This window comes from Chryseobacterium sp. CY350 (genome assembly GCF_027945075.1).
Taxonomy (GTDB): domain Bacteria; phylum Bacteroidota; class Bacteroidia; order Flavobacteriales; family Weeksellaceae; genus Chryseobacterium.
In genome coordinates this window covers 2,532,841-2,548,594 of sequence record NZ_CP116034.1, presented here as the reverse complement: position 1 = coordinate 2,548,594, position 15,754 = coordinate 2,532,841, and the positions used below count along the sequence as shown (strand labels likewise).

At 35.7% G+C, this 15,754-nt stretch carries 15 protein-coding genes; 7 read left to right on the top strand and 8 right to left on the bottom strand.

The genetic code is table 11. The features are described 5' to 3' along the window. Positions 1–38: 38 nt before the first annotated feature. The 3 genes from asnB (at position 39) to serS (ending at position 3,845) form a co-directional block, all read left to right on the top strand. Positions 39–1,937, top strand: coding sequence for an asparagine synthase (glutamine-hydrolyzing) (gene asnB, locus PGH12_RS11750; protein ID WP_267596735.1), 1,899 nt, complete (start codon positions 39–41; stop codon positions 1,935–1,937). Positions 1,938–1,970: 33 nt separating this feature from the next. Further along, positions 1,971–2,480, top strand: coding sequence for a hypothetical protein (locus PGH12_RS11745; protein WP_267596736.1), 510 nt, complete (start codon positions 1,971–1,973; stop codon positions 2,478–2,480). Positions 2,481–2,576: 96 nt separating this feature from the next. Then, on the top strand, positions 2,577–3,845 hold the full coding sequence (gene serS / locus PGH12_RS11740; RefSeq protein ID WP_267596737.1) for a serine--tRNA ligase: 1,269 nt from the start codon (positions 2,577–2,579) through the stop codon (positions 3,843–3,845). A gap of 261 nt (positions 3,846–4,106) precedes the next feature. Here the strand turns inward: serS and PGH12_RS11735 are convergent, their stop codons facing one another. The 8 genes from PGH12_RS11735 to PGH12_RS11700 form a co-directional block, all read right to left on the bottom strand. Then, on the bottom strand, positions 4,107–4,871 hold the full coding sequence (locus PGH12_RS11735) for a sulfite exporter TauE/SafE family protein (protein WP_267596738.1): 765 nt from the start codon (positions 4,869–4,871) through the stop codon (positions 4,107–4,109). Then, complete coding sequence (locus PGH12_RS11730; RefSeq protein ID WP_267596739.1) at positions 4,862–5,314, bottom strand: FixH family protein; 453 nt, start codon at positions 5,312–5,314, stop codon at positions 4,862–4,864. The genes PGH12_RS11735 and PGH12_RS11730 overlap by 10 nt, the downstream gene beginning before the upstream one ends. An 11-nt stretch (positions 5,315–5,325) precedes the next feature. Next, a complete protein-coding gene (ccoG, locus tag PGH12_RS11725; protein WP_267596740.1) occupies positions 5,326–6,780 on the bottom strand; it encodes a cytochrome c oxidase accessory protein CcoG in 1,455 nt (484 codons plus the stop codon). A gap of 99 nt (positions 6,781–6,879) precedes the next feature. Continuing rightward, complete coding sequence (locus tag PGH12_RS11720) at positions 6,880–7,758, bottom strand: c-type cytochrome (RefSeq protein ID WP_267596741.1); 879 nt, start codon at positions 7,756–7,758, stop codon at positions 6,880–6,882. 94 nt (positions 7,759–7,852) lie between these two features. Further along, a complete protein-coding gene (locus PGH12_RS11715; protein ID WP_267596742.1) occupies positions 7,853–8,050 on the bottom strand; it encodes a cbb3-type cytochrome oxidase subunit 3 in 198 nt (65 codons plus the stop codon). A 13-nt stretch (positions 8,051–8,063) separates the two neighbouring features. Then, positions 8,064–10,325: a cytochrome-c oxidase, cbb3-type subunit I gene (gene ccoN, locus PGH12_RS11710; protein WP_267596743.1), complete on the bottom strand. Its 2,262-nt coding sequence runs from the start codon at positions 10,323–10,325 to the stop codon at positions 8,064–8,066. Positions 10,326–10,330: 5 nt separating this feature from the next. Further along, entirely contained in the window at positions 10,331–10,558 is a 228-nt protein-coding gene (ccoS, locus tag PGH12_RS11705) for a cbb3-type cytochrome oxidase assembly protein CcoS (protein WP_267596744.1), read from the bottom strand. A gap of 109 nt (positions 10,559–10,667) precedes the next feature. Then, positions 10,668–13,046 (bottom strand): heavy metal translocating P-type ATPase, encoded by a 2,379-nt coding sequence (locus PGH12_RS11700; RefSeq protein WP_267596745.1) that lies wholly within the window; start codon positions 13,044–13,046, stop codon positions 10,668–10,670. 90 nt (positions 13,047–13,136) lie between these two features. Here PGH12_RS11700 and PGH12_RS11695 point away from each other — a divergent pair, with 90 nt between their 5' ends. The 4 genes from PGH12_RS11695 to PGH12_RS11680 are packed head-to-tail and all read left to right on the top strand — an operon-like array spanning position 13,137 to position 15,732. After that, on the top strand, positions 13,137–13,850 hold the full coding sequence (locus tag PGH12_RS11695; protein ID WP_267596746.1) for a Crp/Fnr family transcriptional regulator: 714 nt from the start codon (positions 13,137–13,139) through the stop codon (positions 13,848–13,850). Between the two features lie 60 nt (positions 13,851–13,910). Next, positions 13,911–14,726 (top strand): 3-methyl-2-oxobutanoate hydroxymethyltransferase, encoded by an 816-nt coding sequence (gene panB / locus PGH12_RS11690; protein ID WP_267596747.1) that lies wholly within the window; start codon positions 13,911–13,913, stop codon positions 14,724–14,726. Continuing rightward, the gene (locus tag PGH12_RS11685; protein WP_267596748.1) at positions 14,726–15,052 is read left to right on the top strand and encodes a hypothetical protein; all 327 of its coding nucleotides are present in this window, start codon (positions 14,726–14,728) and stop codon (positions 15,050–15,052) included. Before panB ends, PGH12_RS11685 begins: the two co-directional genes overlap by 1 nt. 2 nt (positions 15,053–15,054) lie before the next feature. After that, entirely contained in the window at positions 15,055–15,732 is a 678-nt protein-coding gene (locus PGH12_RS11680) for an RluA family pseudouridine synthase (protein WP_267596749.1), read from the top strand. Positions 15,733–15,754: the final 22 nt, after the last annotated feature.

Genomic DNA, 15,754 nt, shown 5'->3' with positions numbered 1-15,754 from the left:
AAAACATTTTATATTTTTACATTTTAAAAATCAGATATATGTGCGGAATCTGCGGTTATTATTCATTTAAGAAAGAAATTTCTTCTAAGAATATTTTAGAAATGAATAAGGCCATCAAACACCGTGGCCCGGATGATGAGGGTTTTTGGCTTTCTGACAGTTTTCCGGGGAAATCTTTTTCGGGAGACGATTCCACTCAGAAAATTAAAGAAATATTTCCAGTTTTAAAAGATGAAAAATCCAAATTAGCTCTGGGTTTTCGCAGGCTTTCTATTTTAGATTTATCCGAAAACGGTCATCAGCCGATGCTTTCAGATGACGAAAAAATTACGATTACTTTCAACGGGGAAATTTACAATTTTAAAAAAATCAGAAAAGAACTTGAAAATTTAGGTTATCAATTTAAAAGCAGTTCAGATACCGAAGTTATTTTAAAATCATATCAAGAATGGGGAAATGAAATGTTTGCCAGATTTGATGGGATGTTTGCCATTGCTCTGGCAGATTTAGATAAAAAAATAATAATTTTGGCTCGGGACAGAATTGGTTTAAAGCCTCTTTTTTACTATAAGAACCAAGATATAATTCTTTGGGCTTCCGAAATAAAGTCTCTTCTCAAAAATGCAAATTTAAAGCCTGAAATCAATTGGCAAGGTGTTTATACTAATTTTCTTTTTCAGACCACTTTGGCTCCGGAAACATGTTTCAAAGATATTTTTTCATTAGAACCTGCGTCTTTTATGACGCTCGATTTAAGTGATTTTACAACCAAAAAAGAATTTTACTGGAATTTTCCTGATCAAAAAGATGATATTTCTGAAAATGAAGCAGTGGCGAAAATTGACGAATTGCTTTCGGAAAGTGTTAAAAATCAACTCTATGCAGACGTTCCCGTTGCAAGCATGATGAGTGGAGGAATAGATTCTACTTTGATTACAAGCAAATCAAAACCATACAAAAATGACATCAACGCATTCACAATAGCTTATCCGTTTTCTGAAGATGAATTGAAAAATGCGTCTTTGGTTGCTGAAACAATCGATATTTCGCATCACATTAAAAAAGTTTCAGATGACGAAATTTTAAATCAGCTGAAAGAAAATATTCAGCATTTTGAGGAGCCATACAGCAGTCTGGAAGTTCTAATGAATGCTGCAGAATATGCTAAAGATTTAGGTTTTAAAGTCGTTCTCAGCGGAAACGGTGCCGATGAATTGTTCGCAGGATATTCTCACAGCTTAAAACTAAATAAATGGATTTTGATGAAGAATTTTAATTTTTTAAGAAATTTCATATGGACAAAAGACCAATTTTCATCAAAGGTAAAAAACTATTTTTCGCAGGATTTTGTGTTCGATTTTTTCAGGCAAAGCCAAGTCGGAATGAAGCCTCTGCAGGCAAAAAAAGTTTTCAGGAAAGAAATTTATAGTGAGATCAATTCAGATTTAAAAGAATATCACATGTCAGAAAAAAAGAATTACAACGGACTGTTCGAATATGATATGAAGTATTCTCTCTCTTCTCATCATGTTTTCCGTGATGATCTCAGTGCAATGAAATATGGCGTTGAGTTTAGATATCCGTATTTAAGCAATGATCTTATCGACTATGTGTCGTCTTTACCCGAAAATTTTAGATTTAATGGAATTCAAAATAAACCTTTGTTAAGAAAAGTTGCTGCGAGTTACTTGCCTTCTGAAGTTTTAAATATGCCAAAGCGAGGATTTTCTTTTCCGCTGGCGTATTTTATTAAAAACGAAAAAAAGATTCAGGATTTTATCATTCAGAACTTAGAGCGTCTTAAAAAAAGGAATTTTTTTAATAACGAAATTATTGATGATTGGTGGAAAAACCAAAGTGATGCGTATGATTATGTTAAAATCTGGCAATTGGTTACTTTTGAACTTTGGTATCAGAAATATTTTGAAAATCAGTAAAATCAGTTTCATTTTATATTTTACCTTTGTACTATGAAAAATCTGCTTTTTGGAATTTTATTCGGATGTTTTGCGCTTATGGGATGTAGGAGCGATGAAGATTCTATTCAGAAAATTGATCAGATCATGAGTTTTTATATTCAGGATGCAAATGGTAAAAATCTTCTGATTCCAAATAAGATAGGATCATTTACAAGCGTGGCGATGAACGATCTGCTGGCGACAACAGATAATGCTCCGGTTTCAAATTCGCTTAAATCAATTTCTGACTCTGTGAGTTACATTGAATATATCGCTGGAGCGACCAGACAGCTGGAAAGCGGCGGAGATGGTGATAACAGAATGTATCGTTCTCAGATTAGAGTTGCGCTTACTAAAAAACTTACAGACACTACATTCGCTGAAGTTGATAATGATACTTTACAGATTTTTTACCATTGGACACCTTCAGTTTTTGAGGTTTCGAGAGTTCTGTATAATAAATCAGAATTACCGATCAATAAAGATTCTGAAAGCCGCAATGTCGTGAAAATCACAAAATAATCTTTAAATTTGCATCAACAGTTCTTTTTGAGGTTTAATTGTCTAAATTTTGATTTTTAAACTTTACATAATGAATCTAAAACTATAAAACACTTTATGTTACAAGTCAATTTTTTGCGCGAAAACAAAGAACGCGTTTTAGAAGGTCTTCAAAAGAGACAATTCAAAAATCCTGAGTTGGTAAACGAGGCGATCGTTACTGACGAGGAAAGAAAAAAAATTCAGTTTGAATTAGATTCTCAACTTTCCGAAATCAACAAAATCTCCAAAGAAATTGGTATTTTAATGAAAGAAGGAAAAAGAGAAGAAGCTGAAGCATCAAAATCTAAAACAGCACAGTTCAAAGAGTCGAGCACCGAATTGAAGTCACAGTTGGAGGTGATTGAGAAGAAATTATTGGATATTTTATATCAAATTCCAAACGTGCCGTACGAATTGGTAAAAGCCGGAATTTCTGCGGACGATAACGAAATTATTTATCAGTCTCATGACGTTGAAGGTTTGGGCGAAGGTGCAATTCCACATTGGGAATTAGCAAAAAAATATAACTTAATTGATTTTGAATTAGGTGTAAAAATCGCTGGAGCAGGTTTCCCGGTTTATTTTGGGAAAGGAGCAAGATTGCAGCGGGCTTTGGTTCAGTATTTTTTAGATAAAAATGTTGATGCCGGTTACCTTGAGGTGAATCCGCCCCACGTTGTAAATGAAGCTTCAGGATATGGAACGGGTCAGTTGCCGGACAAAGAAGGGCAGATGTATTATATTAATGCAGATGAATTGTATTTAATTCCGACAGCGGAAGTTCCTGTGACTAATCTTTATCGTGATGTTTTGTTGGATGAAAAAGATCTTCCGATTAAAAACACAGCTTTTTCTCAATGCTACAGAAGAGAAGCGGGAAGTTACGGTGCTCATGTAAGAGGGTTAAATCGTCTTCACCAGTTTGAAAAAGTAGAAATTGTAAGATTGGAGAAGCCTGAAAATTCTTATGCAGTTTTGGAAGAAATGGTAGAACACATCAAAGAAATTCTGACTGATCTTGAATTGCCATACAGAGTTTTGAGACTTTGTGGTGGAGACACAGGTTTTGCATCTGCAATGACGTATGATTTTGAAGTTTGGAGCGCTGCTCAGGAAAAATGGCTTGAAGTAAGTTCAGTTTCAAATTTTGAAACCTTCCAGGCAAACAGATTGAAGTGTCGTTACAAATCTGACGGAAAAACTCAATTGGTTCATACTTTAAACGGTTCTGCGATGGCTTTACCGAGAATTATGGCCGCTTTGCTGGAGAACAATCAGACTGAAGAAGGAATTAAACTTCCAAAGAAAATCGCTGAATACGCGAAGTTTGAGTTAATTAATTAAAATTCTAAATTTATATAATAAAACCACCGAACACTTCGGTGGTTTTTTGTTTCATTGTTATCTGTTGATAATATTTGCCAACTTTTTGAATGTGAGCAAAATAATAATTCCAATTATATAATGATTAAACAGATTTTTAATCAACAAGACTAATTCCCTTTGTGTGTGGATTCTGAAACAGATAGAAGGACACTGGTAACAGAAAAGCGATTGTCCAAACTATAATCGCAATTCATGATTTATAATTTGATTTATTAAATTTTAATGACAATTCGCATTATGCGGATGCGTGCTATGATCTCCAGGCAAATGACATTCACCATTATTATCTTTAGAAATGGTCATCGCTTCAGCTCTTGGAGAAATGTATGGAATTCCCAATTCTAAACCTCTTACGATAAATAATCCGCCAAGGATAATCATAATCACAGGAACGGCTTTTAAAATTTTAAGCCTGAAAGCCTGATTCATAAGATTTCCGACGAGAACTACTGTAAACATGAAAGGAAGTGTGCCCAATCCGAATAAAGCCATGTAAGAAGCTCCTTGCCAAATTCCGCCTGATGCTAAACTTGCGGTTAGAGCCATGTAAACCATTCCGCAGGGAAGAAATCCGTTGAGGATTCCGGTGGTAAATCTTGAGCGGTAATCTGCTTTTTGTAATAGTTTGCCTAAGTTTGATTTGACTTTAAACAAAAATTTAGAAAAAAATGGAATTTTTGAAGCAAAATCTCTTCCTCCAAATGAGAATATAGCCATTACAATTAATAAAACACCAACTGCAATGGTCAAATACTGTTGAAAACCTGCCATTTCAAAACCTTCACCGATAATTCCTAGAATTCCACCTAATAAAGCGTAAGTGAAAATTCTGCCGAATTGATAGGTTAAATTTTGAAGGTAGAAATTGGTTGCCTGCTTTTTTGTCAATCCCATTGACAATGCAATAGGGCCGCACATTCCGATACAGTGAAAACCGGAAGCAAAACCTAAAGCGATTGCCGATATTACAAGTGCTATTTCCATATCACATCATAATCCAGTCGGTAGTCTGTTTTGTTGGTAGTCCACATCAATCGTAACGTGTAATTTCCTTTTGTCAAAACTTTTGCAGGAATCGTAAAAGATTGATTGGCGTCGAGTTGTTCAGATCTTTTGATGTCTAAATTCTGATCATCTGATCTGTTGAGTACAAATTTTATCTTAGAATTTGCGTTGTTAATATCTTTTGGAAAGGTCATTTTTATACCGTCTGCATTCTGAGAATAGACGGGCTTGTCTTGCAAAGTATCTGCTCTTCTTTTTGCATCAATTACGGTTTGATATTCCAGTTCTTCTTCGTAGTACTTATCTGTTACCATTTCAGAGTTTTTTTGTCCGTTTGGAAACAGAAATAGCATTGACAAAATAAATATAATAAATGATCCTAGAGCGATAAATACGCCGTGTCCCCAAGTGAAGTTTTTCATTTTTTAAAAAATTAAAATTGTAATTTAAATGGTCCTTCGAAATAAGTTTCGTAAGAATCTATAAGCTCTCCTTTAGTGTCATAAACTCCAATTTTTATATTTTGTTTAGACAATTTCATTGCATTTTCCGGGAAGCTGATATTGATGGTACCTTTTGTGATTTTATCACGATTCACTGTAATTTTGCTTGATCCACTAGAGCTGATTTCGCCTTTCGCTGGCTCAATGACTTTAATGGTAACGATTTTTTTATCGTTGGTTTTGTTAAGAAAAGTATAGTTGTAGGTATTGGTGATTTTACCGTCTCTTACAAAAAATGTACTTCCTGCGGGCTTGATAAATTTAGCTTCCATCTCACCTCGGCTTGATAATAAAAAGCCTAAAAAGCCCATTAGAAAAACCAAAACTATTGCAAAACCTTTCATTCTTCCGGTGAACTTATAAGGTGCTCCGGTTTCTATTTCTTTTTCTGACGCGTAGCGTACCAAGCCCTTCGGTAATCCAACTTTTTCCATTACTTCATCACACGCATCGATACAAGCTGTGCAATTAATGCACTCCAACTGTTGACCGTCTCTGATGTCAATTCCCGTTGGGCACACCACAACGCACTGGTAGCAATCGATACAGTCGCCTTTTCCGGCAGCTTTCCGATCTTCACCTTTTCTCCATTTTGAACGGTTTTCACCTCTGTTGAAATCGTAGAAGACATTAATTGTTTCCTTATCAATCAAGACTCCTTGTAATCTTCCGTAAGGACAAACTAATGTACAAACCTGCTCTCTAAACCATGTAAAAACAAAATAGAATGCCGCAGTGAAAAGAATCATTACAATAAAATTGGTAGGATGAGCAAATGGTCCGTCAGAAACGATATCCAACACCTGCTCATAACCGACAATATACATAAACATGAAATGAGTGATGATCAATGAAATAATAACGTAGATTGACCATTTCAAACTTCTCTTCCAGATTTTCTCGCTATTCCATTCTTGTCTGTCAAGCTTCATCTGCTTGTTTCGGTCACCTTCAATTAGATATTCTATTTTACGAAATATAGATTCCATAAAAATTGTCTGAGGGCAAATCCACCCGCAGAAAATTCTTCCGAATGCAATCGTAAAAATAATAATAAATAACAGTGAGGCGATCGCTCCCAACGTCAGAATGAAAAAATCTTGTGGATAAAATGGTTGTCCAACGATGAAAAACTCTCTATCGATTACATTAAATAGAAAGAAAGGATTGCCGTTGATTTTGATAAACGGCACGATAAAATATATAGCTAACAAAATATAGCTGACGATGTTTCGGTAATTGGTATACTTACCTTTTGGTTTCTTAGGAAAAACCCATTTTCTTTTACCGGATTGTTCCATTGTACCTATAGAATCTCTATAAGTTTCAGGATCTAAAACCTGCCCTTGTCCGCCGCGTAGAATTTCTACTTCTTTATCTGACATTTTTAGTTTTGTTATAAAAAAAGAAAAAACATAATTCGTTACTATTTTTTAATTTAATAACAAATTATGTTTTATCATATATTTTAAGTTTTATTTACTTTACTGTTTTTCCCACTTCGCTTCGTCACCGTAAGCTGGTGCGCCGCCTTGTGCCGGAGTAATCGGTGGTTGTTCCTGATTAATGTGATATACATAAGCAGCTACATTCTGAATATCTCGCCCTGTAAGTACACCATTTTTACCCCAAGCCTGCATTGCAGTTCCTGTAACTCCATTTTCTACAACGTGGAATACGTTTTTGAATAATGTTTTTTCAGGTTGGTTGTGCCAGAAGTTATCTGTAAGGTTTGGTCCGATACCTCCTTTACCACCTTCTGAGTGACAAGATACACAGTTTGTTTTGAAAACCTCTTCGCCTGCTGCAATATTGTCTTCAGCGAAAACTGCTGATTCAATAGTAACCTGCGGCTGATCTTTTTCGTAAGCTGCGATGCTTGCAATTTGTTCTTTATATTCTACTTCATACTCAGTCAGTGGATGAGCAAAGTCTGTGAATGAATATGCTGATATATAAACTGCACAGAATACGGTTCCGAACCAGAATAATCCTACCCACCATTTTGGAAGTTGATTATCAAGCTCCATAATACCGTCAAAACCATGATCGATAAGAATGTCTTTTTCTTCAGTTTCAGATTGCTTCTTGAATGCAGCATCATATTGTCTCTTTAAAAAAGGAATTTTCTTTTCAGAGAGATAGGCTGCTTTTTCTTCTGCACTAAGTTTTTTGAATTTGTTGTTTTCAATCAAATCCCCAATAGCACTATGAATATACGCTAAAATAGCACTGATCACTACAGTTCCCCAAAAATATGGCGAAGCTAAAAACGAGTAGCTTTGTACAAACAGATAATAAAAAACGATCAGCAGTCCTGTTATTATCAAGATGTTTACAAAAACCGGTGTTCTTTGTTTCATAAGTAGGTGTTTATTGTTTATTATCTCATCCAATCTCTGTTCCATTAAAGTAATTTTTTTAAATGACAGTGGCAGCGATTGAATAAAAAATAGTTTAATCTTTTAAATTAAAATCATCTTCGTCATCCTCGAGAGGTGCGTGTTCTTCTTCTCTGTAATATTTTTTAGGTCTGCTAAAAACATATATTACTAGGGCGATAAAGAACAACATAAAGAATATCAGAGCCAAAGTTTGATACAAACCTGCATTTTCGGTATTGGATAAGATGTCTTTAAAGTTCTGAGGAATCATGACAGGTTAATGTTTAGTTATTACTCGCAGTTTTTATTTCCGTCGTTTTAATATCTGTACCTAATCTCTGAAGATAAGAAATTAATGCTACAATTTCTTTCTTTTCAAGTTTTACATCTGGTCTCTTTGCATATTCCGTTTTTAAATCGGCTGCTTCAGAGAAGATATCTTTTACAATTTTAGCCGCCTGATTGTCTGCCCACTTATCTGCGGAGTCAATCTGAGCTTTAGTATAAGGTACTTCAAAAGACTTTTTCATCAACGTCATCTTATCAACCATCTTAGATCTGTCTAGGTTTGTAGCAATCAACCAAGGGTAACGAGGCATGATAGAACCGGCAGATGTAGATCTCGGGTTATACATGTGCTTGTAATGCCAAGAACTTGGGTTTTTACCACCTTCTCTATGTAAATCCGGACCAGTTCTTTTAGATCCCCAAAGGAAAGGTCTGTCATAAATAAATTCTCCTGCCTTAGAATACTGTCCGTTTTTACCGTTAAATCTTACAATTTCGTCTCTGAACGGTCTGATCATCTGAGAGTGACAAGCATTACACCCTTCACGGATGTAGATATCTCTACCTTCAAGTTCTAAAGGAGAATAAGGTTTTACTGCTGAGATTGTCGGTACACTTTTATCTAGCGAAAGTGTAGGAACAATTTCAATTAAACTACCAATTGATATCGTGATGAAAGATAAAATACCTAATAATACCGGCATTCTTTCTAACCAAAGGTGAGTACCTTCTCCTTCTTTTCTCTTTTTGCTGATAATTGCCAAAGCCGGAGCTTCTGCAGGAACTTCTTTTTGGAATGAACCTTTTCTAACCGTAGCAAATACGTTTACTACCATCAATAAACCTCCGGAAAGATATAGGAAACCTCCTACGAATCTCAATTTATAGTAAGGAATAATTGCAGTTACGGTATCCAACCAGTTTTTCCATAATAATGTTCCATCCGGGTTGAATTGTTTCCACATCAAACCTTGAGTGAATCCTGCAATATACATTGGCACTGCGTAGAAAATAATTCCTAAAGTACCTAACCAGAAATGCCAGTTAGCTAATTTTACAGACCAAATTTTTGTTCTCCACATGATCGGTACCAAATAGTAGATCACACCGAATGCCATGAAACCATTCCATCCTAATGCACCTAAATGTACGTGACCAATAACCCAGTCAGTAAAGTGACCGATTTTGTTGATGTTCTTTGTGGCCAAAAGTGGTCCTTCAAAAGTTGCCATACCATAACAGGTAACTGCAACTACGAAGAATTTTAATATCGGGTTTTCTCTTACTTTATCCCAAGCACCTCTTAATGTAAGAAGTCCGTTTAGCATACCGCCCCAAGATGGTGCGATAAGCATGATAGAGAAACCTGTAGAAACCGCCTGTACCCAAGCCGGAAGAGCTGTGTACTGAAGGTGGTGAGGTCCTGCCCAGATATAAACGAAAATTAATGACCAGAAGTGAATAATTGATAGCTTGTAAGAAAATACAGGTCTGTCAGCCGCTTTTGGTAAGAAGTAATACATCAAACCTAAAACTGGAGTTGTAAGGACGAATGCAACCGCATTGTGACCATACCACCATTGAACGATAGCATCTTTTACCCCTGCATAAACTGAATAAGATTTAAATCCTGTAAATGATAAAGGAACTTCAAGATTGTTGAAGATGTGCAGCATTGCCACCGCAATCCAGGTACCGATGTAGAACCAAATTGCCACATACAAGTGTCTTACTCTTCTTTTTGCGATCGTAAGGAACATGTTTGCACCAAATATAATCCAGGAGAACGCAATTAAGATATCGATTGGCCACTCGTGTTCAGCATATTCTTTGGAAGTATTGATTCCCATAAAGAATGTGATAAACGTAGCAATGATCATAAACTGCCAAGTCCAGAAATGTAACCAAGATAATGTATCGCTGTACATTCTTGATTTTAATAATCTTTGTAATGAGTAATAAATACCGGTATAAACGATATTACATACAAATGCCCAAATTACCGTATTGGTATGCAACATCCTGATTCTTCCGAATCCGAACGCGCCATGGGTGTTGATCAAACCTTGAATATCTCCAGATGACAGACTTTTGATCGTCGTATCATCCGTCCCGAATAAAAATTCAGGTAGTTCAGGGTAGAAAAGCATTAATGCCGCAGTAAGACCGAACAAAAATCCTATAATTCCAAAAACTATGGTCGCATATAGGAATGCCCGAACAATACTGTTGTCATAACTAAACTTTTGTGTCTCCATATTAACTATTCACTTTTTTCTTCAATTTTATTATTTTCTCCTTTTTCCTCTTTATCGTTTTTGTTGCCAGAAATTTCCTTTTTCTCGGGTTTTACCTCGTCTTCAAAAAGTATCCGAACAGCAGGAGATTCATCATCTTCAAACTGCCCTTTTCTCGCATTTACTATAAAAACGATCAGGAAAACTGCAGCTAAAGAAGCACTGCATAAGATCATTAAATATAGAATATCCATTAGACAACAAAATTAACCTATTTTCGGGGTTCAAAATTAGTGAAAAATAATGACATTAATCACGAAATAGCCGTTCTTGCTAATTTAAAACCAGTCTAAATAAGGGTGTTTAAGCGGCTTTTTTAAAATATTTCCGACCAAGGAGCCAGGTCGAAAGTGTGGTAAATGAGATCACCGTGATTGAACTCAGCGGCATTAAGATCGCTGCAAATAATGGAGACATATGTCCGGTAACAGCAAAACTTAATCCAACGATATTGTAAAGAAAACTGATTACGAATGTTAATTTTACAATCGTTATTGATCCTTTACAGACGTTCAGATAATGGTCAAGTTGCGACACTTTCTCGCCGTTCATAATAACGTCTGAAGATGGCGTAAAGCTGTTGGTGTCATCAGAAATCGCAATCCCGACATTACTTTGCTTCAAAGCTCCTGCATCGTTCAGTCCGTCACCGAGCATGGCTACTTTCATGCCGTCGTTTTGTAAGTTTTGAATGTAATTCAGTTTGTCTTCAGGGCTTTGGTTGAATGCCATCGAGCTCACATTTGGAATAATCGTTTTCAGCTGATTTTCCTCTGAAGAATTGTCTCCGCTTAAAATAAATATTTTGTAGAAATTTAGTTTGGCAAAAAGATTTTTTAAGTTCTCGCGGTATTCATTTTTAAAAATAAATTTTCCCAAAAATTCATTGTTCTTGCTGATGTAAACTGCAGTTTCAAGATTTTTAGACTGCTGATCATTATATTTTGCAGATCCGATTTTGTAGATATTTCCTCTTACGGTTGCTTCATAACCCTTTCCTGAAATTTCCACGAAGTTTTCTACTGGAAAATATTCATCATCGATTTCTAAAAATTCATACAATGATTTTGAAAGAGGATGATTCGAATTTTTAAGTAAAGTTTTGATATTTATTAAATCAAATTCGGGTATTTCTGAGCCTTCAAATTTGATGTTTGTTTTTTTTCTTTGGGTAATCGTTCCGGTCTTGTCGAAAACGATTGCGTTGATTTTTGAAATTTTTTCAATCGTCAACGTATCTTTTACATAAAATTTATTCCTGCCTAAAATCCTCATAATATGACCGAAAGTAAACGGAGACGAAAGTGCCAGTGCACACGGACATGCAATGATCAAAATTGCAGAAATCACCTGAAACATTTTTTCTAAATCAATGAACGACCAGTAAATTCCAGAGATCAAAGCAATTCCTAAAATAATGAATGTGAAGTATTTACTGATATTATTGATTAACGTGTCTAATCCGGTTTCATGTTTTTTAAACGCTTCTTTATTCCAAAGTTGGGTAAGATAACTTTGATCTACATTTTTTATTACTTCGAGTTCAAGGGATGAACCGATCTGTTTTCCTCCTGCAAAAATTTTGTCTCCAGGTTGCTTGCTGATGCTTTCGCTTTCTCCGGTAATAAAACTGTTGTCGATATTTCCTTCACCATTAATTAAAACTGCATCTACAGGAATAATTTCCTGATTTCTTACCAGAATTCGGTCTCCGATTTTAATTTCAGAAAGTAAAATATTTTCCTGTTTTCCTCCAAAATCAACTTTCGTAACGGCAATCGGATAAAAAGATTTGTAATCTCTGTCGTAAGACAACGAACTGTACGTTCTTTTCTGGAACATTTTGCCTAAAAGCATAAAGAATAATAGACCACATAAAGTATCGAAATATCCTGGTCCGTAGTCTGTTGCTACTTCATAAACGCTTCGTCCAAAAAGCACAAATATTCCCAAAACAATCGGCACATCAATATTCACGATTTTGTTTTTTAATCCGTACCATGCTGATTTATAGTAATCTGAGGCAGAATAAAAAACAACCGGAATTGCCAGTAAAAACATAAGAAATCTGAAAAGGCCTTTATATTGATCCATCCAGTAATCTTCACCACCGATATATTCCGGGAAGGCAAGGAACATTCCGTTACCGAAAGCAAAACCGGCAATTGCCAGTTTGATAAGTAAAGATTTATCTAAATGATCTTCGTTTTTTTCAGCGGTTTCTAAACTGATGGCGGGTTTGTAACCTAAGTTTGTTAAAAATTTAGCTAATTCGCTTAATTTTAAATCGTTATGGTTGAATGATATCTGTAAGGTCTTTCTCGTAAAATTGACCTGAGAATACTTAATATCTTTGTGTAAAGTATGAAGGCTTTCTAAAAGCCAGATGCAGGATGAGCAGTGAATTACCGGAATTTTAAAAGTAACTAGACTTGTGTTGCCTTCTGAAAAATCTGTAATTTTTTCAAAAATTTCCGGAGTATCAAGATAATCAAACTGAGAAGAGTTTTCGTCGCTTGGTCGTATTCCGGCTCTTTTATTTAATTCGTAAAAATTACTGAGATTGTTGATATTCAGAATCTCATAGACAGATTTGCAACCGTTGCAACAGAAAATTTTTTCATCAAAAGAAATTCTCTCTTTTTCTATGTCTTGTCCGCAATGAAAACAGTTCTCGCTCACCTTCATAAATTATTGACTGACAAAATTATAACAATTTTTTTTGTTTATCGAGTTAAAATGTTCTATTTTTGTGATAAATGTCATATTAAAATGTCGCAGGAACAACAGATTGCTATTGAAGAAAGATTTGCAAGGGTTTTTAATGATAAATCCTTCAAAGAGAGGCTTTCCAATACTGATTTTGAAAGGTACATGAATGCCAAAAAGAAAATGAGTTTTCAGAAACATGATATCATTTTCGATGATGGTGAAATTCCTAAAGGAGTTTACGTTATAGAAAAGGGTGCGGCAAAATTGTCGAAATCCGGCTCTTTTGGTAAAGATCAAATTCTAAGATTCATCAAAGAGGGCGATATCATCGGTTATCGTGCTTTACTTTGTGGTGAAAATTTTCAGGCAAAAGCTGAGGCAATGACTGATATAGAATGCACTTTTCTTCCGGCAGATATTTTTATGGATCTTCTTGAAGTTGATCCTCAGTTATCATTTATCATGCTTCAGAAAATCTCTTATGAATTAGGAGAATCTTCCAATACGATCACTTTCCTGGCTCAGAAAACTGTGAGAGAAAGATTGGCTGAGATCCTTATTCTGCTGGAACAAAAATTGGGTACTGATCCTGAAGGTTTCATCAAAATATCGTTAACAAGGGAGGAAATCGCCAATATTATAGGTACAGCGACAGAAAGTGCCATCAGATTAATTTCTGAATTTAAAGGTGACAGCCTCATCGAAGTGGATGGTCGAAACATTAAGATTCTGAATCACGATAAACTCATGAAACTCGGTCACGTAGTTTTATAAATCATATACAACACAAGTCGGCGCAAGCCGACTTTTTAACTTTTAAATAATAAACATATTATGTCTGTTCATTCTGAAATAAAAAGAGTTACTACGGAAACTTTACGGAAAATGAAATTCGATAAGGAGAAAATAACCATGCTTACGGCGTATGATTTTACGACCGCAAAAATGGTGGATGCAGGCGGAATTGATGCTGTCCTGATCGGAGATTCTGCTGCGAATGTAATGGCGGGTTTCGAAACTACTTTGCCGATCACACTAGACCAGATGATTTATCATACCCAAAGTGTGGTGAGAGGAATAGACAGAGCTTTAGTGATCGCTGATCTGCCTTTCGGAACTTATCAAAGTAATTCTGATATAGCATTGCAATCTGCTGTGAGAATGATGAAAGAGGGTGGAGCTCATGCTGTAAAGATCGAAGGAGGAAAGGAAATTTCAAAATCCATCAAAAAAATCATCAATGCCGGAATTCCGGTGATGGGACATTTAGGATTGACGCCTCAATCTATTTATCAGTTTGGGACGTATAAAGTAAGAGCTAAAGATGAGGCAGAAGCAGATAAACTGATCAGTGATGCTCAGCTTTTGGAAGAATTGGGCTGTTTTGGGGTTGTTTTGGAGAAAATTCCGGCAGATTTGGCCAAAAAAGTTTCAGAAAGTATCAATATCCCGACAATCGGAATAGGCGCAGGGCCAGATTGCGACGGTCAGGTTCTTGTTTATCATGATATGGTAGGAATGAATAAAGGTTTTTCGCCGAAATTTTTAAGAAGATACCTCGATCTTTATACAGAGATAACGGGAGCAGTAGCACAATACGTAAAGGATGTGAAAAGTGCTGATTTCCCTAACCAAAATGAAAGTTACTAATGAGAGATAATTTACAAATGGCTCAGGGAGTGATCTCTGTTCTAGCAATTTTATGTTTAGTAGTGGGGTGGTTTCATTTATTTTCACCCGAAATTAATGATATCCTTTCAAGAAAACTGTTTTATCTTCTGATAGGGTTGAGTTTTATTTTGCAGGCGCCTTTCCTGGCGAACGAAAAATTTAAATATCCCATGTATGCGGCCGCTGCATTGTGTATTGCAGGAGCGTTTTTACCTATTGATTCAAATTTGTCATTCATCAAGACAATTGGTCTGCTGGGCGGTGTAATTATTTCCTTTACAAATAGATCAGCGACGCGTCAGTAAGTATGAAGGAGCAGATTCTGTATGAAGATAACCATCTTTTGGTGATCAATAAGAAAGTTGGCCAATTGGTTCAGGGAGATAAAACTGGTGACGAGCCGCTTTTAGATTCAATTAAAAATTTCATTAAAGTAAGAGATAACAAACCGGGAAATGTTTTTCTTGGTTTGGTTCACCGTATTGATCGGCCGACTTCCGGTTTGGTGATTTATGCGAAGACGTCTAAAGCACTTTCCCGCCTGACGCAGATGGTGAAAAACAGAGAAATCAAAAAAACATATTGGGCAGTTGTTGCGAAAGAAATGATTTCTCAAAGTCAAAGGCTTGTTCATTATTTAAAAAAGAACGAGAAAAATAATAAGGCGATTGTTTTTACTAAAGTTACCGATGGTGCCAAAGAATCTATTCTCACCTATAACATCATCAAAACTTTAGATAATTATTTTCTTTTGGAAATAGATCTTGAAACAGGAAGGCATCATCAAATTCGCGCTCAGTTGTCAAAAATTGGAGTTCCTATTAAGGGTGATTTGAAATACGGAGCGTCGCGTTCTAATCCTGATGGCGGAATAAACCTTCATGCGAGAAAGCTGGAATTTATTCACCCGGTTACTAAAGAAAATATCACAATAACGGCACAAGTTCCACAAAATGATGCCATTTGGAGAGCATGTGAAGACTAAGCCTTGTATGTATTTCATTATT